Source organism: Martelella sp. AMO21009 (assembly GCF_053484295.1).
The window spans coordinates 45,295-64,952 of sequence record NZ_JBAKFR010000014.1 but is presented as its reverse complement, the minus strand read 5'-3'; the positions used below and the strand labels follow the sequence as shown (position 1 = coordinate 64,952).

The 19,658-nt window shown below is 60.7% G+C and carries 14 protein-coding genes; 11 read left to right on the top strand and 3 right to left on the bottom strand.

The window, feature by feature from the left end; genetic code table 11:
* Positions 1-61: 61 nt before the first annotated feature.
* On the top strand, positions 62-493 hold the full coding sequence (locus tag V6766_RS15595; RefSeq protein WP_448467954.1) for a CoA-binding protein: 432 nt from the start codon (positions 62-64) through the stop codon (positions 491-493).
* A 4-nt stretch (positions 494-497) separates the two neighbouring features.
* On the opposite strand, the gene V6766_RS15590 is transcribed toward V6766_RS15595, so the two are convergent.
* The gene (locus tag V6766_RS15590; RefSeq protein WP_448467952.1) at positions 498-857 is read right to left on the bottom strand and encodes a DUF6455 family protein; all 360 of its coding nucleotides are present in this window, start codon (positions 855-857) and stop codon (positions 498-500) included.
* Positions 858-976: 119 nt separating this feature from the next.
* Here V6766_RS15590 and V6766_RS15585 point away from each other — a divergent pair, with 119 nt between their 5' ends.
* Positions 977-2,260 carry an O-acetylhomoserine aminocarboxypropyltransferase gene (locus V6766_RS15585; RefSeq protein WP_448467950.1) on the top strand — a complete coding sequence of 428 codons (1,284 nt, stop codon included), beginning with the start codon at positions 977-979 and terminating at the stop codon, positions 2,258-2,260.
* 72 nt (positions 2,261-2,332) lie between these two features.
* Here the strand turns inward: V6766_RS15585 and V6766_RS15580 are convergent, their stop codons facing one another.
* On the bottom strand, positions 2,333-3,427 hold the full coding sequence (locus V6766_RS15580; RefSeq protein WP_448467948.1) for a GGDEF domain-containing protein: 1,095 nt from the start codon (positions 3,425-3,427) through the stop codon (positions 2,333-2,335).
* A gap of 381 nt (positions 3,428-3,808) precedes the next feature.
* Between V6766_RS15580 and clpP the strand changes: the two genes are divergently transcribed.
* The 7 genes from clpP to ilvC all read left to right on the top strand — a co-directional run bounded on the left by clpP (position 3,809) and on the right by ilvC (position 15,912).
* Entirely contained in the window at positions 3,809-4,435 is a 627-nt protein-coding gene (gene clpP, locus V6766_RS15575) for an ATP-dependent Clp endopeptidase proteolytic subunit ClpP (protein ID WP_448429307.1), read from the top strand.
* A 327-nt stretch (positions 4,436-4,762) separates the two neighbouring features.
* On the top strand, positions 4,763-6,043 hold the full coding sequence (gene clpX, locus V6766_RS15570; protein WP_448467946.1) for an ATP-dependent Clp protease ATP-binding subunit ClpX: 1,281 nt from the start codon (positions 4,763-4,765) through the stop codon (positions 6,041-6,043).
* A 251-nt stretch (positions 6,044-6,294) separates the two neighbouring features.
* A complete protein-coding gene (gene lon, locus V6766_RS15565; RefSeq protein ID WP_448467944.1) occupies positions 6,295-8,712 on the top strand; it encodes an endopeptidase La in 2,418 nt (805 codons plus the stop codon).
* 207 nt (positions 8,713-8,919) lie between these two features.
* Positions 8,920-9,195, top strand: coding sequence for an HU family DNA-binding protein (locus V6766_RS15560; protein ID WP_018066007.1), 276 nt, complete (start codon positions 8,920-8,922; stop codon positions 9,193-9,195).
* 264 nt (positions 9,196-9,459) lie between these two features.
* Positions 9,460-13,944, top strand: a complete 4,485-nt coding sequence (locus tag V6766_RS15555; protein WP_448467942.1) for a PAS domain-containing protein — start codon at positions 9,460-9,462, stop codon at positions 13,942-13,944.
* A 266-nt stretch (positions 13,945-14,210) separates the two neighbouring features.
* Positions 14,211-14,834: a TetR/AcrR family transcriptional regulator gene (locus V6766_RS15550; RefSeq protein ID WP_448467940.1), complete on the top strand. Its 624-nt coding sequence runs from the start codon at positions 14,211-14,213 to the stop codon at positions 14,832-14,834.
* A gap of 58 nt (positions 14,835-14,892) precedes the next feature.
* Positions 14,893-15,912 carry a ketol-acid reductoisomerase gene (ilvC, locus tag V6766_RS15545; protein ID WP_448467938.1) on the top strand — a complete coding sequence of 340 codons (1,020 nt, stop codon included), beginning with the start codon at positions 14,893-14,895 and terminating at the stop codon, positions 15,910-15,912.
* Between the two features lie 72 nt (positions 15,913-15,984).
* Here the strand turns inward: ilvC and V6766_RS15540 are convergent, their stop codons facing one another.
* On the bottom strand, positions 15,985-16,515 hold the full coding sequence (locus tag V6766_RS15540; RefSeq protein WP_448467936.1) for a hypothetical protein: 531 nt from the start codon (positions 16,513-16,515) through the stop codon (positions 15,985-15,987).
* A 185-nt stretch (positions 16,516-16,700) separates the two neighbouring features.
* On the opposite strand from V6766_RS15540, the gene V6766_RS15535 reads away from it, so the two are divergent.
* Positions 16,701-17,927 (top strand): aminotransferase-like domain-containing protein, encoded by a 1,227-nt coding sequence (locus V6766_RS15535; protein ID WP_448467934.1) that lies wholly within the window; start codon positions 16,701-16,703, stop codon positions 17,925-17,927.
* Positions 17,928-18,125: 198 nt separating this feature from the next.
* Positions 18,126-19,601, top strand: a complete 1,476-nt coding sequence (locus V6766_RS15530; RefSeq protein ID WP_448467932.1) for an MFS transporter — start codon at positions 18,126-18,128, stop codon at positions 19,599-19,601.
* The last annotated feature ends 57 nt before the right edge of the window (positions 19,602-19,658 follow it).

Sequence of the window (19,658 nt, the reverse complement as noted above, 5' to 3'; positions counted from 1 at the left end):
CAAACCCGCAAGGGCCTCCCTGATTGTCTTGATAACCCGCATCTAGAGGAATTGTTTCATCATGGTACAACTTAAAATGGACGATTCAATTATTATCGATGTCCTGAAATCCGTCCGCCGCATCGCTCTCGTCGGCGCGTCGCCCAAACCGGAACGCCCAAGCCATCGGGTGATGGGGTTTTTGATGTCGAAGGGCTACGAAGTCGTGCCGGTCAATCCGGGACTGGCGGGCAAGGCGATCCATGGCCAGACCGTCTATGGCAGCCTTTCCGATATTCCGGGTGCCATCGATATGGTCGATATCTTCCGCGCATCGGCTTTCGTCGGCGGCGTCGTGGATGAGGCGCTGACGCTCGCGCCGCTGCCGCGCGTGATCTGGATGCAGCTCGACATCCGCGACGATGCCGCGGCCGAGCGTGCGCGCGCCCGTGGTCTCACCGTGATCATGGACCGATGCCCGGCGATCGAGTATCCGCGCCTGATCGGCGCCTGACGCGCTAGCCCTCTTCGCGCAACATGTCCGGATCCGCGCGCATCTCGTTCAGCAAGGCTTCGTTTTCGCAATAATCGCGGAAGTTGGCTGCCGCAGTGTTGCCGGCGAGGTCGGCGCGGCAGCGCTCCTTGTCGCGGCAGCCGGCGCAATTGGCTTCCATGCCGTAAAAGAGCCGGCGGTACTGGAATTCCGCCTCGACCGGGTCGATGTTGAGCGCCTTCATCATCTCGGTCATTTCCGCAGCGTCGCGCGGCTCGGCGAAGGCGAACTGCGCCGTGGAGAGCGCCGGGAAGATCGGATTTGCGCGATGCCGCCCGTGCGCGCCACGATCGGTTCCCGCAAGGCCTTCAATCAAAAAATCCATTGCTGTTCTCCGCGTTGTCGACAGCGATACTGTCACCTGTATAAAAGACAGCATTGATCCCGATCAAAAAGCCGGAGGGGAGCTTTCGGCCGGGGCACAACACAGGGAAGGAACAGATCATGGAAAACCGGGAACCGGGATTTTCGACGCTTTCGATCCACGCGGGCGCGGCGCCAGACAGTGCTACGAATGCGCGGGCAACGCCGATCTACCAGACGACTTCGTTCGTCTTCAATGATTCCGATCACGCCGCGGCGCTCTTCGGCCTTCGGGAATTCGGCAATATCTACACCCGCATCATGAACCCGACCACGGCGGTGCTGGAAGAGCGCGTCGCAGCGCTTGAAGGCGGTTCGGCCGCACTTGCGGTTGCCTCGGGCCACGCAGCCCAGCTCCTGACCTTCCACATGCTGATGCAGCCCGGCGACAATTTCGTCGCGGCCCGCCGTCTCTATGGCGGTTCGATCAACCAGTTCGGCCATTCCTTCGAGAATTTCGGATGGCAGGTGCGCTGGGCCGATTCCGGCGATCTCGACAGCTTCGCCTCCCAGATCGACGATCGCACCAAGGCGATCTTCATCGAAAGCCTCGCCAATCCGGGCGGTACCTTTGTTGATATCGAGGCGATCGCCAAGGTCGCGCATGACCACGGCCTGCCGCTGATCGTTGACAACACCATGGCGACGCCTTATCTGGTGCGCCCGCTTGCCCATGGCGCCGACATCGTCGTGCATTCGCTGACCAAGTTCCTCGGCGGCCACGGCAATTCCATGGGCGGCATCCTGGTCGATGGCGGCACGTTCGATTGGTCGAAGTCCGGCAAGTATCCGATGCTGTCGGAGCCGCGCAGCGAATATGGCGGGCTGGTGATCCACGAAGCCTTCGGCAACCTTGCCTTCGCGCTTGGCGCCCGGGTTTTGAGCCTGCGCGACCTCGGCCCGGCGATCTCGCCGTTTAACGCGTTCATGATCGCGACCGGCATCGAAACCCTGCCGCTGCGCATGCAGCGTCATTGCGACAATGCGCTCGCCGTCGCCAAATGGCTGAAGCAGTCGGACAAGGTGTCCTGGGTCAGCTATTGCGGGCTGGAGGATGATCCCAATCACGGGCTTCAGCAGCGTTACGCGCCGAAGGGGGCAGGGGCGGTCTTCACCTTCGGGCTGAAGGGCAGTTACGAGGCCGGCAAGACCTTCGTCGGCGGGCTCGAACTGTTCTCGCACCTTGCCAATATCGGCGACACGAAATCACTGGTTATCCACCCTGCATCCACAACCCATGCACAGCTTACGCCGGAGCAGCAGGTTGCCGCCGGCGCGGGTCCGGATGTGGTGCGGCTGTCGATCGGCATCGAGGATGTCAACGACATCATTGCCGACCTCGAGCAGGCTCTGAGCAAGGTCTGATCCGGTTGCGCGTGACGGGTGGTGCTGAGCGCCGCCCGTCACCAAGCCTGAATGGTCCCGGGCCTGCCGCCACTAAACAGCGAGCGCGACCTCGCGGTCGGCGGATTTTGCGGGCTGCGGCGTGGGACCGTCATAGAACACGATGCGATTGCGACCGTCGCCCTTGGCCTGATAGAGCGCGCGGTCGGCCTCGGTCAGCATGGATTCGATATTGCCGATCCGGCCGCGCATCAGCGTAACGCCGATGCTCACGGTCATCCTCAGCTCGTGACCGTCCTCGTGAAACGTGGTGGCTTCCAGCGTCGATCTGATCCGCTCCGCGATCTGGTTGGCGGTGTTTCGATCGGTAACCCGCGTGAAGATCGCAAACTCCTCTCCACCCGTGCGGCCGAATATGTCCCTTTCACGCAGGCATTGGCGCACCACGTGCGTGAAGTTCACCAAGGCCCTGTCGCCCGCATTGTGGCCGTAGACATCGTTGATGCTCTTGAAATCATCAAGATCGAGAGAGAAAAACGCGAACAGGTCCGTCTTGGCGGAGCGTTGGGACATCTTCTCGATTTCATCGACGACCCCGCGACGGTTCAGGACGCCGGTGAGAGGATCGCTGAAGGCGAGGTCGCGCAGGTCGCGTTCCAGCCTTTCGACCGTCAGCCAGACGGCAAGGAAGCCTTTCAGGGAGAACAGCACGAAACCGGTTATCAGTGCAATCGAGGTGGTCGCGCTACCAAGCGAAGGCGGCGCTTCCTGCAGATTGTAGGCGCTGAGCAAGGCAAGGCAGGTAAGGGCCTCAACGACGAAGATTGCCATGAGCGAATGGCGAAACGGTCCTTTGAGCGCGTGCAGGTTCTTGGCCATGAAATAGAAGCCGTAAATCGCGACCGCGAAGGCCGCGATATAGAAACTGGCGACATTGGCAACGCTATCAAACCCCGCAAGCCTGCTGACGACAACGGCGGCGAACCAGAGCCCGACGATTACCGAGGTGAAGGCGGCGGGCCGGTCTTCGCCGCAAAGGCTGAGAAGCCCCGCGGTCGAAAGCGCGCGGGCGCTGATGAGGCCTGTGAACGCTATCATTCCGATCAGACGCAACTCGTCGCGACCGGCCACCGTGAGGAGTGCGAGGCCGATCCCTTGGGCAAGCAGGGCGAACACCCAGTAAAGCACATACGCACGACTTCGATTCCGCAGCCAGAGAGGAAGCAGAAAGGCGGCCAGAAGCAAGCTGTCCGCTGACCAGGCTATGACTGCGGTCAGGTTATAGGGCAAATCGAAATCCCGAATATCTGCAATGCGGGCCCTGAGCATAGCGAGGGTGCAACCCATCCTCCAGATACGCACCGACCCATTTTTGGTGCTAAACGATTTAATTCGATAGTTTGTGAAGTTTTACACAATTGAAACGGGAACAAAAGAACCTTTTTCGCCGGAAATCGTCTCGCGCCGGACGCAAACCATCTCTTGAAGTGACAAGGTGTGGCACTCTATGTAGGGGAAGACGAAAAGATTCGAATGAGACCGGCGACGATCAGCGCCCGAAGGAAAGCCATGACAAATCCCGTAGACACCGCGATGGCCCTCGTACCCATGGTCGTGGAGCAGACCAATCGCGGCGAACGATCCTATGACATCTATTCGCGCCTCTTGAAGGAGCGGATCATCTTCCTGACCGGCCCGGTCGAGGACCATCTGGCGTCGCTCATCTGCGCGCAGCTCCTGTTCCTCGAAGCGGAAAACCCGAAGAAGGAAATCGCGCTTTACATCAACTCGCCGGGCGGCGTGGTGACGGCAGGCATGGCGATCTACGACACCATGCAGTTCATCCGTCCGGCCGTGTCGACGCTTTGCATCGGTCAGGCCGCGTCCATGGGCTCGCTGCTGCTGGCCGCCGGCGAAAAGGGCATGCGTTTCGCCACGCCGAATGCGCGCATCATGGTTCACCAGCCTTCCGGCGGTTTCCAGGGGCAGGCCTCCGACATCGAGCGTCATGCCCGCGACATCATCAAGATGAAGCGCAAGCTCAACGAAGTTTATGTCCGGCACTGCGGAAAGACCTACGAGGAAGTTGAAACCACGCTCGATCGTGACCATTTCATGGATGCCGGCGAAGCGCAGGACTGGGGTTTGATCGACAAGGTCATGACCTCGCGCAGCGAAATCGAAGGCGCGAACTAAGCATCGGGGCCGTTCGGTCGATATTTTTGGACGGATGGCCGCCTTTGGCGGGCCGGGCGATGTCGCAGAGTTGCAATCGCGATATGCAAATCGCGCCGAGCGACGCTTTTGGGGTTTTATCCGCCGTTGAAGCCGTTAATAGTATGGCAAACCGAAGCTGTTACGACAACGTAGTGCGTAACAGGACCGGGCTTGACGGCATGGCCTTGAAGCGGGCATGACCCGTCGTGTTGTTGCCCTTTTGTTTTGCGAGCGTTCTTCAGGGCGGCAGAAAGCGAATATGATAGTGGCCGTTCAAGGCGGGCGGCTTACTGGAAGGAAGTGATAATGAGCAAAGTCGGCGGTAACAATGGCGGTGACTCGAAGAACACGCTCTATTGTTCCTTTTGCGGAAAGAGCCAGCACGAGGTCCGTAAGCTGATCGCTGGCCCGACGGTTTTCATCTGCGATGAATGCGTCGAGCTGTGCATGGACATCATCCGCGAGGAAAACAAGACCTCGATGGTGAAGTCCAGCGACGGCGTGCCCACGCCGCAGGAGATCATGGAGGTTCTGGACGAGTATGTGATCGGACAGAGCCATGCCAAGCGCATTCTGTCGGTGGCGGTCCACAACCACTACAAGCGGCTTGCGCACGCCTCCAAGGGTGGTGGCGAGATCGAGCTGTCGAAGTCCAACATCCTGCTCGTCGGTCCGACCGGCTGCGGCAAGACCTATCTGGCCCAGACGCTCGCCCGTATCATCGACGTGCCGTTCACCATGGCGGATGCGACGACGCTGACGGAGGCGGGCTATGTCGGCGAGGATGTCGAGAACATTATCCTGAAGCTGCTGCAGTCTGCCGATTACAACGTCGAACGCGCCCAGCGCGGCATCGTCTATATCGATGAGGTCGACAAGATTTCGCGCAAGTCCGACAACCCCTCGATCACCCGCGACGTTTCGGGCGAGGGCGTTCAGCAGGCGCTGTTGAAGATCATGGAAGGCACGGTTGCCTCCGTGCCGCCGCAGGGCGGGCGCAAGCATCCGCAGCAGGAATTCCTGCAGGTTGACACCACCAACATCCTGTTCCTGTGCGGCGGCGCGTTTGCCGGTCTGGACAAGGTCATCTCGGCGCGCGGCGAGCGCACCTCGATCGGCTTCGGCGCCTCGGTGAAGGCCGCCGATGATCGTCGCGTCGGCGACGTTCTGCGCGAACTGGAGCCGGAAGATCTGGTCAAGTTCGGGCTGATCCCCGAATTCATCGGCCGTCTGCCCGTTATCGCGACGCTGGAAGACCTCGATGAGGCCGCACTGATGCAGATCCTGACCGAGCCGAAGAACGCTCTGGTCAAGCAGTATCAGCGGCTGTTCGAGATGGAGGATGTCGAGCTGACATTCCACGAGGACGCACTGCTCGCCATTGCACGCCGCGCGATCGAACGCAAGACCGGCGCGCGCGGCCTGCGCTCGATCATGGAGAAGATCCTGCTCGACACCATGTTCGAACTGCCGGCCATGAAGGGCGTTCGCGAGGTCGTGATCTCGGACGAGGTGGTCGAAGGGACGGCGCAGCCGCTCTACATCTACGAGAATCGCTCGGGCGACAAGGCCAATGCCTCGGCTTGAGGCGGGCGCTTTCTGAATATATTTGGCGCGGGCAGGGCGGTTTCATCGTCCTGCCCGCATCGTTTCACGGTACATCCGGCACGAAACGGCCGAGATTGCCGGTTTGTTCCGCCGAATTCGCGGTACAGCTTGAAATCGATCTTTCAAAGCGCCACTTGTTCCGCAACAATTGAGAAGAAATCAACGGGTTGCTCCCAACGGCCCGTCAATGCTGCCCGGTCTTCCTCCGGGCGGTCGGAAAGGAAAAAGACATGACGCAGAACGCGCCAGCAGCGGAAGCCGCCGCTTTCCCCGTGTTGCCCTTGCGTGACATCGTGGTTTTCCCCCACATGATCGTTCCGCTGTTCGTCGGCCGCGAGAAATCCATTCGCGCGCTGGAAGAAGTGATGAACGCCGATCGCCAGATCATGCTCGTCACCCAGATCAATGCCGCCGACGACGATCCGGAACCCGACGCGCTTTACCGCATCGGCACCATCGCCAACGTGCTGCAATTGCTGAAACTGCCCGACGGGACCGTCAAGGTTCTGGTCGAGGGCAAGTCGCGTGCGCAGATCGACGATATCCGTCTTGAGAACGACTTCTACGAAGCCAATGCCAGCGTGCTGGCGGAGCCGGAAGAAGATGCGGTCGAGATCGAGGCGCTGTCGCGCTCGGTGGTATCCGAGTTTGAAAACTATGTGAAGCTGAACAAGAAGGTTTCGCCCGAGGTTGTCGGCGCCGCCGGCCAGATCGAGGACTACTCGAAGCTTGCCGATACGGTGGCCTCGCATCTCGCGATCAAGCTGACCGAGAAGCAGGAAATGCTGGAAACCACCAGCGTCAAGAGCCGTCTGGAAAAGGCGCTCGGCTTCATGGAAGGCGAGATCTCGGTTCTTCAGGTCGAAAAGCGCATCCGCACCCGCGTCAAGCGGCAGATGGAGAAGACCCAGCGCGAGTATTATCTGAATGAGCAGATGAAGGCCATTCAGAAGGAACTCGGCGAGGGCGAGGACGGCCGCGACGAAATGGCCGAGCTCGAAGAGCGCATCAAAAAGACCAAGCTCTCCAAGGAAGCCCGTGAAAAGGCCGACGCGGAGATGAAGAAGCTGCGCAATATGAGCCCGATGTCGGCCGAATCGACCGTCGTTCGCAACTATCTCGACTGGCTGACGGGTCTGCCCTGGAATTCCAAGTCGAAGATCAAGCGCGATCTGAAGGCGGCCGAGAAGGTGCTGGAGGAAGATCACTTCGGCCTGGAAAAGGTCAAGGAACGCGTGGTCGAGTACCTTGCCGTGCAGGCGCGCGCCAAGAAGCTCAAGGGCCCGATTCTGTGCCTCGTCGGTCCGCCCGGCGTGGGCAAGACCTCGCTCGCCCAGTCGATCGCTAAGGCGACCGGCCGCGAATATGTCCGCATGGCGCTTGGCGGCGTTCGTGACGAGGCAGAGATCCGCGGTCACCGCCGGACCTATATCGGTTCCATGCCCGGCAAGATCATCCAGTCGATGAAGAAGGTCGGCAAGAGCAATCCGCTGTTCCTGCTCGACGAGATCGACAAGATGGGCGCCGATTTCCGCGGCGATCCGTCCTCGGCCCTGCTTGAGGTGCTGGATCCGGAACAGAATGCGACGTTCATGGACCACTATCTCGAGGTCGAATACGATCTGTCGAACGTGATGTTCATCACCACGGCGAACACGCTCGATATTCCGGGCCCGCTGATGGACCGCATGGAGATCATCCGCATCGCCGGCTATACCGAGGACGAGAAGCTGGAAATTGCCCGCCGTCACCTTCTGCCGAAGGCGATACGCGAGCACGCGTTGAAGCCCGAGGAGTTCTCGGTCGATGATGGCGCGCTGACCCGCACGATCCAGCAGTATACCCGCGAGGCGGGCGTGCGCAGCCTTGAGCGCGAGCTGATGAAGCTTGCCCGCAAGGCCGTGACCGAAATCGTCCGGGGCGACAAGACCGCGGTTCACATCACCGCGGACAATCTGCCCGACTATCTCGGCGTCCAGCGCTATCGCCACGGCGAGGCGGAAGGCGACGATCAGGTCGGCGTCGTTACCGGTCTGGCGTGGACGGAAGTCGGCGGCGAACTGCTGACGATCGAAGGCGTGATGATGCCCGGCAAGGGCCGCATGACGGTCACCGGCAACCTGCGCGACGTGATGAAGGAATCGATTTCGGCAGCGGCATCCTATGTCCGCTCGCGCGCCGTCGACTTCGGAATCAAGCCGCCTATGTTCGACAAGAACGACATTCACGTTCACGTTCCGGAAGGCGCCACGCCCAAGGACGGTCCGTCGGCGGGCGTCGCCATGGCGACAGCCATCGTCTCGGTCATGACCGGCATTCCGATCCACAAGAATGTGGCGATGACGGGTGAGATCACGCTGCGCGGTCGGGTTCTGCCGATCGGCGGTCTGAAGGAGAAGCTGCTTGCGGCGCTACGCGCCGGCATCACCAAGGTGCTGATCCCGGAAGAGAACGCCAAGGACCTGCCGGACATTCCGGACAACGTCAAGAACGGTCTCGAAATCGTGCCGGTATCGCGCATGGGTGAGGTGCTTCAGCACGCGTTGCTGGAGATGCCGAAGCCCATTGAATGGGATCCGGAAGCCGATCCGGTCGCGATTTCGAGCGAGGAATCGGAAGGCGACTCGGTCAAATCCGTGGCCCATTGAGGTCGAACAATTGCCACTTTTCACGGGCTCCTGTGGAAAAGGGGCGCAGGAGGCCGGTTTTTAACCGGCCTTTTGCGTGCAAAATGCCCCAAACCCCTTGCAATTCCCTGCCACGCAAGGCTTTTGAATTGCAGCGGGCTTTGGTGGAGTGTAACTAAACCCCTGAGACAAGACCTCGTTTCGAACCATTTGAGAAAGGGTGGAAACATGAACAAGAGTGAACTCGTAGCATCCGTGGCTGAAAAGGCCGGCCTGTCGAAGACCGACGCGGCTTCCGCTGTTGACGCTGTATTCGACGCCGTTCAGGGCGAACTGAAGAATGGCGGCGAAGTCCGTCTCGCCGGTTTCGGCGCCTTCACCGTATCCCACAGCGCCGCGCGCAAGGGCCGCAACCCCTCGACGGGCGCCGAAGTCGATATCCCGGCGCGCAACGTTCCGAAGTTCACGGCCGGCAAGGGCCTCAAGGAAGCTTGCAACTCCTGATCTCGCTGTTTGGCGAAAAACCCGGAGCCTCGCGTTCCGGGTTTTTTTCTACGTAAATTGGTTAGTTTAGACTTACCAATATTGGCGGCTTGCATTGCCGATTTACCCGATCCTGTCTCGCTTGCTTGAAAGTTTCGCGTTGCGCTTCATATCATGAGGTGATGCCGTTCATGTCCTGGCTTCGGCCTGGACGGGTAACGGGAAACGTTTTTCATGCTATGCTAAAATGTCATAGAGGATTTGCCGGTATCAGGACGAGCGCCCTTGAATAGCCACCTGAAGCCCAATGCGGAGGAGAAGCGCCTCGCGGCGCTGCGGAAGCTCGAGGTGATCGATACGCAGCCGGAGGCGGAGTTCGATGCGCTCGCCAGGGCGGCGGCACTTGTTTGCGGCACGCCCGTTTCCCTGATTTCGCTGATCGACAGGGATCGTCAGTGGTTCAAGGCGAATGTCGGCTTGGAAGGGCTGGTCGAGACCGAGCGGCGCCTGTCTTTCTGCACGCACGCGATCGAGGGCGAGGGGCTTCTTGAGGTTGGCGATGCCCGCAAGGATGAGCGCTTTGCCGCAAATCCTTTCGTTACGGGCGACCCCGGGATTCGCTTCTACGCCGGCGTGCCCCTCAAGCTTTCCGGCGGCGAAAATGTCGGCACTCTCTGCGTCATCGATATGGAAGCGCGCAGTCTTTCGGATGAACAGCGGCAGATCCTGAGCCATCTTGCCGAAGCGACGGCCAGGGCGCTGGAGATGCGCCGGGCTTTCCTGCACGAGAATGAACTTCTGACCGCCGCCGCCGAAACGCAATCGATCCTGCAAAACAGCGAGGATGCGATCGTCACCATGGATATGGGCGGCAGGATCACGCAGTGGAACAGGGCCGCCGAGCGCATGTTCGGCTATGCGGCCGAAGAGGCCCTGGGCGCTTCGGCCGGTATCATGTCCGGCGACGATACCGCCGCCTACGACCCATATTCGCGGCTGATGGAACTCGGCAACGCCCGCACGATCCGCACGGAGCGCAGGCACAGGGATGGATCGACCATTCCGGTCTCCGTGTCGATCGGGCCGGTGGTCTCCGAAGATGGCGATATCGTCGGCGCCACCGAAATCATCCGCGACATTTCCGACATCCTGGCGACGCAGAACGAGCTTTCGCAGGCGGAGCAGCGGCTGCGCCGGCTCTATAGGGCCACGCCGGCAATGCTTCACGCGGTCGATCCCGACGGACGGCTCTTGAGCGTCAGTGACCGCTGGCTGGAGGAGATGGGTTATAGCCGGGAGGATGTGATCGGCCGGCCTCTCGCGGCGTTCATGCCGGAGCGTTCGGCGCGGCGCCTCCACACCGAATTGCTGCCGAAGCTTTCGAGCGAAGGGCGCTACGCGGATGCTGAGGGGCAGATGATCACCCGTTCCGGCGCGGTGATCGACGTCCTGCTATCTGCCGATATCGAGCGCAACGCGGCCGGAGAGATCGTGCGGTCAATCGGCATTGTCGAGAACGTCACCTATCGCCGGCAGATCGAAATGGCGCTGCGCGCCGAAAGGCGCAGGCTCGGCCAGATCATCGAGGGCACCAGCGCGGGCACATGGGAGTGGAACGTCACCACCGGCGAGAACCGGGTGAATGAGGAATGGGCGGCCATGCTGGGCTATACGCTGAAGGAGCTCGCGCCGGTCACTATCGATGCCTTCCGGGACCGCATTCATCCCGATGACCGGCCGCTGCTCGATGCGCGGATTGACGCGCATTTCAGCGGTGAGACCGATAATTACGAAGCCGAGCTGCGCGTGCGCCACAAACAGGGGCACTGGGTGTGGATCGCCACGCGCGGGCGCGTGCTCGAACAGCGAAGCGATGGACGGCCGGAACGGATGTTCGGCATTCACGTGGACATTACGGTCCAGAAGCGCAGGGAAGAGGAACTCCGCCTGAGCAAGGAGCTTCTCGACCGTACGGGACAGGTGGCGGGCGTCGGAGGCTGGGTACTGGACCTGATCGAAGGCAGGTTGCGGTGGTCGAAAGAGACCTGTCGCATTCACGAGGTCGAGCCGGATTTCGAGCCGGTTCTGGAGGAGGCGATCAATTTCTACGCGCCGGATTCGCAGCCTCTCATTCTGGCAGCGGTTGAACAATGTATCGCGACAGGCGAGGGGTGGGATCTGGAGCTGCAGCTCGTCACCGCGAAAGGAAACCTGCTCTGGGTCCGCGCCGTTGGCTCGGCGGAATTCGTGGACGGCAAGACGGCGCGGCTGGTCGGCACGTTCCAGGATATCAGCGAGGCGGTGGCCCAGCGCAAGGCGCTTGAAGACGTCAACCGGCTGTTTTCAGTGGCGACCGAAACGGGCAGGATCGGCATCTGGGACGCCGACCTCGTTACCGGCAAGACAAACTACTCCGATATCTGGTGCGAACTGATCGGTTACACCCGCGAGGAGGTGACCGACAGCGGAACCGCCTGGCAATCCTTTATCCACCCCGACGACATGGAGCGCGCGCTGGCGGCGGATGCCGCCCATGTTCGCGGCGAGGCGCCGATCTTCGAGGAGCAGTTCCGGATGCGCCACAAGGATGGCCGATGGATCTGGATCCTCGACCGGGGGCTGGTCACCGAACGCGATGAGGACGGCCGGCCGCTGCGGATGATCGGCACTCATACCGATATCACCCGGCAGAAGGAGCAGGAGGCCGAGCGGCTCCTGAATGCGGAGCGCATGGCGATTGCCGCCGATAATGGCGGCATCGGCATCTGGGAGATCAATCTCTCCACCAATGAGGCAAGCTGGGATGCCGGCATGTACCGCCTTTACGGTTTGCCGCCGGATACCCCCACGCCACTGGCCACCCTTTGGCGGCGCTACACGTTTGAAGAGGATGTCGCCCGCCTGGTGGATGCCGTCAGGCACGCCATCGACAATGACGATCAGTTGGACGAGGAATACCGGATTGTCTGGGCAGATGGCTCGCTCCATCATCTGCGCGCTTCGGCGCGGCTGGTGCGCGGTGTCGACGGCGGACCGGATCGGTTCATCGGCGTCACATGGGAAGTCACCGAAGAGCGGCAGCTCGGGTTTGAGCTTGCGGAGCAGCACGAACGCATGCGGGTCACGCTGGATTCGATCGGGGACGCCGTGATCACGGCGGATGCGGATGGCATGATCCGCTGGCTGAACCCGATCGCCGAGCGTATGACCGGATGGACCGCCGCCGATGCCGAGGGCGAACCGTCGCATCACGTGTTCCGCGTCATCCGGGAAGACAGTCGCGAACCGGCAATGGACCCGATCCGCACCTGCCTGGAATTGCGCCAGGTGGTCGGACTGTCGGAGGATACACTCCTGGTTTCGCGCGACGGACGGGAGTTCGCGATCGAGGATTCCTGCGCTCCGATCAGGAGCGCAGAGGGCGAGGTGCTGGGCGCCGTGCTGGTGTTTCACGACGTCAGCGAACAAAGGCGACTGGCCCGTGAAATGTCCTACCGCGCCAGCCATGATCAGCTTACCGGGCTTATCAACCGGTCGGAATTCGAGCGGCGGATGCACAGGACCCTCGACGCGGCGCGCGCCGGCGGCCCCGATTCGGCGCTGCTTTTCATCGATCTCGACCGCTTCAAGATCGTCAATGACAGTTGCGGCCATGCCGTGGGCGACGAGCTGCTGATCAAGATCAGCCGGCTGATGCAGGGCGTGATCCGGTCGAACGACGCTCTCGCGCGTCTTGGAGGTGACGAGTTTGCCGTAATCATCGAAAACTGTCCCATCGAAATCGCCCAGGCCATCGCCCAGAAAATCTGCGATGCGGTTGCGGATTTCGTTTTGGTCCATGAGGGTAAGCATTACCGGATCGGCGCCAGTATCGGCCTTGCGAGGATCAATGAAGCCGCGTCGAGCGTCGCGACGATCCTTCAGGAGGCGGATGCCGCCTGTTATGCTGCCAAGGAGGAAGGACGCAACCGGGTTCATGTCTGGCGGGACCATGACGAGACCGTCAGGTCGCTGGTCGGCCAGACGAGCTGGGTCACCCGCATCGAGGAGGCGCTGGAGGAGGACGGCTTCGTCCTTTATGCCCAGAAAATCGTCCCGTTTTCCGGAGCGGGCGGCAAGACCCATGTCGAACTTCTGCTGCGCATGATCGGCGACAATGGCGAGGTCATCCCGCCAAGCGCCTTTCTGCCGGCCTCCGAGCGCTTCAATCTCGCGACCCGGATAGATCGCTGGGTGCTTGCCCATGCGCTGGAATGGATGGCGTCGGCCGGCGCCGGACCGCAAAGCGTCGTGTCGGTGAATGTCTCGGGCCAGTCGGTCGGCGACCGCGGTTTCCACAGGTTTGCCCTGGAACTGCTTGATACGGCAAGCGAGGCGGTGCGCCGCAGCCTGTGCCTGGAAATAACCGAGACGTCCGTGATCTCCAATATGGCCGAGGCCATGGAATTCATTCGGGCGCTGCGGGAACGCGGCGTGATGATCGCGCTCGACGATTTTGGCGCGGGCTCCTCGTCCTTCAGCTACCTCAAGCGCTTCTCCATCGATTTTCTCAAGATCGACGGCCAGTTTGCCCAGGGGCTGCTGACCCATCCCGTCGACGAGGCGACGATCCGGTGCTTCGTGGAGATGGCCCGGATCCTGCACATCCAGACGGTCGCCGAATATGTCTCCGATGACAAGATCGCCGCGCGGTTGAGAGACATGGGAGTCGATCTGGCGCAGGGCTATGCCTACCACCACCCCGAACCGGCGGCCGGGCTCAAGCTATAGGCGCGCGCTGGGCCCCGGGATTGCGATTTACAGTTGCCATGGCGAAGCTCCTCGCAATCATCAGGGTAGGCAAGCAGCGTTTCGGGTCATCAAAACGCTTGACCGCGACTAAATTTTGCTGCACTAGGTACCGTACCGTACGTTACCTCGGGCGTCGGGCGGAAAAGTGGATTCCGGTTTTTCGTTACCCGACGCGTCCAAGAAGAATCTAGAGCATTGGGGCGATCCAACTAATCGCCCGGTGTTCTAGTCGAAAGAGCCTTTTATTGACCGACGATACCGATATCGAGGCCCATTTTTCGCCCCGCCAGCAGGCGGTGCTGGAGCAGGCGCTGCGGCTTCTGGTCGAGGGCGGCGAGAAATCCGTGACGACCGCAGGCATCGCGCGCGCGGCAAGCTGCTCGAAGGAAAGTCTCTACAAGTGGTTCGGCGATCGCGATGGCCTTCTGGCGGCGATGGTTGCTTACCAGGCCAGCAAGGTGCGCACCTTCGAGAGCGCCGGCCATCGCCTTGATAGCGACGAACTCAAGCGGCATCTGCAGACATTCGGACAGGATCTGCTGGAAGTGCTTGCCGGCGATGTCTCGCTGGCGCTGAACCGGCTGGCGATCGGCCGGGTGACGCGGGATGGACAAAAGCTCGGCCGCATGCTTCTGGAACGGGGCAGGGCGCAGATCGACCAGCGTGCCCGCGCGCTGCTGGAAGACGGAAGACGCTCCGGCGTGCTGCTGTTCGACAATGGCGACGAGGCTTACCGCGTGCTCTATGGGCTGATCGTCGGCGACAGCCATGTGCGCCAGCTTCTGGGCGAGCCCGCCGACCGCGGCATGTTCCAGCGGCGCGCCGAGCGCGCTGTAGACCGTTTCTGGCTGCTTTACGCGGCCAAGTGAATTGACGCCGCCTTGGGGCGGTGGATCAAAAGACAGGTTGTCAAGGGAAGGAAAGACAATGCGTGTTTACTACGATCAGGATGCTGATCTCAATCTCGTCAAGGGCCGCAAGGTCGCGATCATCGGCTATGGCTCGCAGGGCCGCGCCCATGCACTGAACCTGAAGGACAGCGGCGCCGAAAACGTCGCGATCGCCCTTCGCAAGGGTTCGGCGACCGCCAAGAAGGCCGAAGCCGATGGCTTCGAGGTCAAGACCGTCGCCGAGGCTGCCGCCTGGGCCGACCTGATGATGATGGCGACGCCTGACGAGCTGCAGGCCGGCATCTACAACAGCGAGATCGCCCCCAACATCCGCGACGGCGCGGCGATCGCATTTGCCCACGGCCTCAACGTTCACTTCGGCCTGATCGAGCCCAAGAAGAGCGTTGACGTCATAATGATCGCGCCGAAGGGCCCCGGCCACACCGTGCGCGGCGAATACCAGAAGGGCGGCGGCGTTCCCTGCCTCGTTGCCGTTCACCAGGATGCGTCCGGCAACGCGCTTGACGTTGCGCTGTCTTATGCGTCCGGCGTTGGCGGCGGCCGTTCGGGCATCATCGAGACCACGTTCCAGGAAGAATGCGAAACCGACCTTTTCGGCGAGCAGGTCGTTCTGTGCGGCGGTCTGGTCGAGCTGATCCGCGCCGGTTTCGAAACTCTGGTCGAAGGCGGCTACGCCCCGGAAATGGCCTATTTCGAGTGCCTGCACGAGGTGAAGCTGATCGTTGACCTGATCTATGAAGGCGGTATCGCCAACATGAACTACTCGATCTCGAACACGGCCGAGTGGGGCGAGTACGTCACCGGTCCGCGGATCATCACCGAAGAGACCAAGGCCGAGATGAAGCGCGTTCTGAAAGACATCCAGACCGGTCGCTTCACCAGCGAATGGATGCAGGAATGGCATTCCGGCGCCGCCCGCTTCAAGGCCACCCGCCGCGTCAACGATCATCACCAGATCGAGGAAGTCGGCGAAAAGCTGCGCGGCATGATGCCCTGGATCAAGAAGGGCGCGCTGGTCGACAAAGAGCGCAACTAAGCCTTCGCGTAAGCGATGTCAGATAAGCCGGAGGCGTAAAGCGCTTCCGGCTTTTTCGTTAAGTTTGGCTTGTCAGAGGGAGTATGTTCCAACGTATACGCCACCGTCAGCCAAAATATCTTCAAATTCATCAAGTGATTCGTTAACGGCCTCTAAAAATTCAACTGACTTTATAAATTTTGAAGGAAATTTTTCATTCTTTATAGAAAAAATTATATCAATTTCCCGGTCAGGCGAATTTATAATTTCATTTATATCCATCGTTGTTTTTCTGATATTTTTCAGTAGACTGAAATTTGATCCATGAATCAGATTTCCGATTATATTGTGAATATTATCATTCTTCGTAATTGAGTTTTGCGTAATTTTTATCTGTTTCTGCTTTAGAATTGCGGGCTCGTAAGTGAGCTCTGCTAGGCGCCTCAGCGATAGGGCGAGAAGCGTCATATCTCTCCGAAAGAGCTCTTCTGCTATATCTAGGTACCTTCCGGAGCCGATTGAGTTGGCGGACCTTGATGTGGCGAAAGCCGCAGAACGAGCGAGATGCTCAGTCGCGTCATTGTAGGCATATTTACACAAGATTTCGTTGAACTTGATCTCCATTCTTCTACGTCTTTCACATTAATCGAACTCAAACAATGCCACGCTGATGCCATTTGTTACCTTAAGCTGCATGGTACGCGACATAAAATTACAAAATTCGAGGAGAAAATAGGTCAGCATTATTGACTTAAATCACGTGCTGTGGTGATCTTCCGGGCACAAAAAAGACGTTTGAGGAAACCCCCATGCTTGACTGGGAAGCGATTTACGCCACACGCGCCAAACGGATGGGCGCCTCCGAAATCCGCGAACTGCTGAAGCTGCTCGACCAGCCGGACATCATTTCGTTCGCTGGCGGCATTCCCGATCCCGCGCTGTTTCCGGCGGCCGATTTTCAAAAGGCCTATTCCGATATTCTCGGCAGTTCGGAAGCCGGGCAGGCGCTGCAATATTCCGTCAGCGAAGGCTATCCGCGCCTGCGCGAATGGATCGTGCAGCGCATGAATGCGCGCGGCATCAACGCCGATATCGGCAATATCTTCATCACCTCGGGCTCGCAGCAGGCGCTCGACTATCTCGGCAAGCTGCTGCTGTCGCCGGGCGATACCGCGCTGGTGCAATGGCCGACCTATCTCGGCGCGCTGCAGGCCTTCAATGCCTATGAGCCGCGCTATGACAGGCTCGACCTTTCGCGCAATACCGCGCCGGAAGATTATGCGAAGGCGGCGAGCGAGGCCGGCAGTCGGGTGAAATTCGCCTATCTCTCGGCCGACTTCGCCAACCCGACCGGCGAATGCCTGACGCCGATGGAGCGCGAGAAACTGCTCGACATTGCCGATAAGCTGGATATCGCCGTCATCGAGGACGCAGCCTATCGCGCGCTGCGCTTTGACGGCGAGCGCCAGAAGACGCTGCTTGCCATGGATTGCGAACGTTCAGGCGGCATCGAGAACACCCGCACGCTCTATTGCGGCAGTTTCTCGAAAACGTTGTCGCCGGGCCTGCGCGTCGGCTGGGTATGCGCGGCACGGCCGGTCATCCGCCGGCTGGTGCTGGCAAAGCAGGCCGCCGACCTGCACTCGCCGACGATCAACCAGATGGCCGTCGCGCGCGTTGCCGAGGCCGGTTTCGACGCCCAGGCAGAAAAGATCATCGCCGTCTATCGCGAGCGTCGCGACGCCATGCTGGATGCGCTCGCCAGGCATATGCCCGATGGCGTGAGCTGGACCAAACCACAGGGCGGCATGTTCGTCTGGGTGACGCTGCCGGAGCATATCGACAGCGCCGCGCTGCTGAAGGAATCGCTCAAGGAGGCCAAGGTGGCCTTCGTGCCCGGCAATGCGTTCTACGCGGACGGCAGCGGCAAGAATCATCTGCGCCTGTCGTTCTCCTGCTCGGCGCCTGCCGCCATCGATGAGGGCATGCGCCGGCTCGGCGCGCTGATCGGCAGCGAACTCGCAGCCGCCGCCTGACAAGGGCGACCGGAAAAACGTTCAGTCAGAAAGAGGCCCGGCGCTCAACGTCGGGCCTCTTTTTCTGTTCAATTCGTTCTCGCGCCAAATCATCCCTCCAATCCAGGGCCCGTATTTCGGGTATTGTCATCAAAGTCTCAACCGGCGTCATTACGACTGTTGTCGCAGGGGATTGCGTCCGGCAGGGAAGGGATTGTGATGAACGTGGTAGACAAGGAAATGCGGACCGCGGCGGATGGCCACAGCGTCCAGCACTATATCGACGAACACCCGTATTGGGCGGATGGCACGGCTGCACCCGCACCGCAGATGACGGCGATGCAGTGGCGGATCTGGAGCCTTTCGGTTGCCGGCAAGTTCTTCGAAGGGCTTGTGGTTTTCATGACCGGCGTCGCCATGCCGCTCATCGCAAAGGAATTCGGCCTCAATGCCGCCCAGCACGGTATGGTTGGCTCGGCCTCGCTGTTCGGCATACTGATCGGGGCGAGCGCGCTTGGCAGCCTTTCGGATCGCTTCGGGCGCAAGCGGGTGTTCATCTTCGAGATCGGGCTTTTCATCGCCTTTCTGGCAATGATCGTGTTCACCCCGAACTTCCCGTGGCTCATTGTCTGCCTGTTCGGCATGGGGCTTGCGCTTGGCTGCGATTACCCCACGGCTCATCTGGTGATTTCGGAAAGCACGCCTTCGCGCACCCGTGGCGGGCTTGTGCTTTCCGCCTTCGGGTTTCAGGCCGTCGGCGCGCTGTTCGGCACGGTTCTCGGCTATATCATCCTCACGCTCGACCCGTCGGTCGGCGCATGGCGCTGGATGTATGGCTGTGCGATCATTCCGGCGCTTGCGGTCTTTATCGGCCGGTTCTTCATTCCCGAAAGCCCGCACTGGCTGGCCGTCAGCGGCCGGGAGCGCGCCGCGGAGACGGAGCTGCAGAAGCTGCTGCGCCGCAAGCCGCTCTATCCGAAGACGATCTCCATCAATGGCCGCCGGGAAAAGCGCGAGGACAAGCCGCATGCGACCGGCTATCGCGGCCTGTTCCAGAACCGGAACCGCAAGGCGCTGATCCTGGCCTCCGTGCCCTGGTTCCTCCAGGATCTCGGCACCTATGGGATCGGCATCTTCACGCCGACGATCCTGGCGGCCACCGTGGGGCACCAACGCCAGCATGCCCAGAACATCGCCGATCTCGTGCACAACGACCTGATCGCCGCCAAGGGCACCGCACTGCTGGATGTGCTTCTGCTGGTCGGCATTGTCGCCGCCGTCCTGCTCGCTGACCGGATCGGGCGGATCAGGTTGCAGGTCTTCGGTTTCATCGGCTGCGCCGCAGGCCTGTTCATCGCCGCCCAGGCAGGGGCCTATAGCGGGGCGACCCAGACCGCACTGATTTTCACCGGCTTCATGCTGTTCAATTTCATGACCAATCTCGGCCCCAACGCCCAGACCTATCTGATCGCAGGCGAGGTGTTCCCGACGCAGATCAGGGGAACGGGGGCGGGGTTCGCGGCCTCCTTCGCCAAGATCGGGGCCTGCCTCACGGCCTTCCTGTTCCCGATCCTTCTCGCCGATATCGGCACGACGGCGCTGCTCTACGCCCTTGTGGCGACCTCGCTTTTCGGCGCGCTGGTGACCTTCTTCTTCCGCATCGAGACCAAGGGCATCAGCCTCGACGCTTCCTGAGCATCACGCATAAAAAAGAGCCCCGGCCGAAAGACCGGGGCTCCTCATTTCAGCCAA

Coding starts and splice junctions, on each gene's coding strand:
- lon (WP_448467944.1), top strand. CDS start 6,295: ATGACGCAGAACGCGCCAGCAGCGGAAGCCGCCGCTTTCCCCGTGTTG.
- ilvC (WP_448467938.1), top strand. CDS start 14,893: ATGCGTGTTTACTACGATCAGGATGCTGATCTCAATCTCGTCAAGGGC.
- V6766_RS15540 (WP_448467936.1), bottom strand. CDS start 16,515: ATGGAGATCAAGTTCAACGAAATCTTGTGTAAATATGCCTACAATGAC.
- V6766_RS15530 (WP_448467932.1), top strand. CDS start 18,126: ATGAACGTGGTAGACAAGGAAATGCGGACCGCGGCGGATGGCCACAGC.
- V6766_RS15585 (WP_448467950.1), top strand. CDS start 977: ATGGAAAACCGGGAACCGGGATTTTCGACGCTTTCGATCCACGCGGGC.
- clpP (WP_448429307.1), top strand. CDS start 3,809: ATGACAAATCCCGTAGACACCGCGATGGCCCTCGTACCCATGGTCGTG.
- V6766_RS15590 (WP_448467952.1), bottom strand. CDS start 857: ATGGATTTTTTGATTGAAGGCCTTGCGGGAACCGATCGTGGCGCGCAC.
- V6766_RS15535 (WP_448467934.1), top strand. CDS start 16,701: ATGCTTGACTGGGAAGCGATTTACGCCACACGCGCCAAACGGATGGGC.
- V6766_RS15595 (WP_448467954.1), top strand. CDS start 62: ATGGTACAACTTAAAATGGACGATTCAATTATTATCGATGTCCTGAAA.
- V6766_RS15560 (WP_018066007.1), top strand. CDS start 8,920: ATGAACAAGAGTGAACTCGTAGCATCCGTGGCTGAAAAGGCCGGCCTG.
- clpX (WP_448467946.1), top strand. CDS start 4,763: ATGAGCAAAGTCGGCGGTAACAATGGCGGTGACTCGAAGAACACGCTC.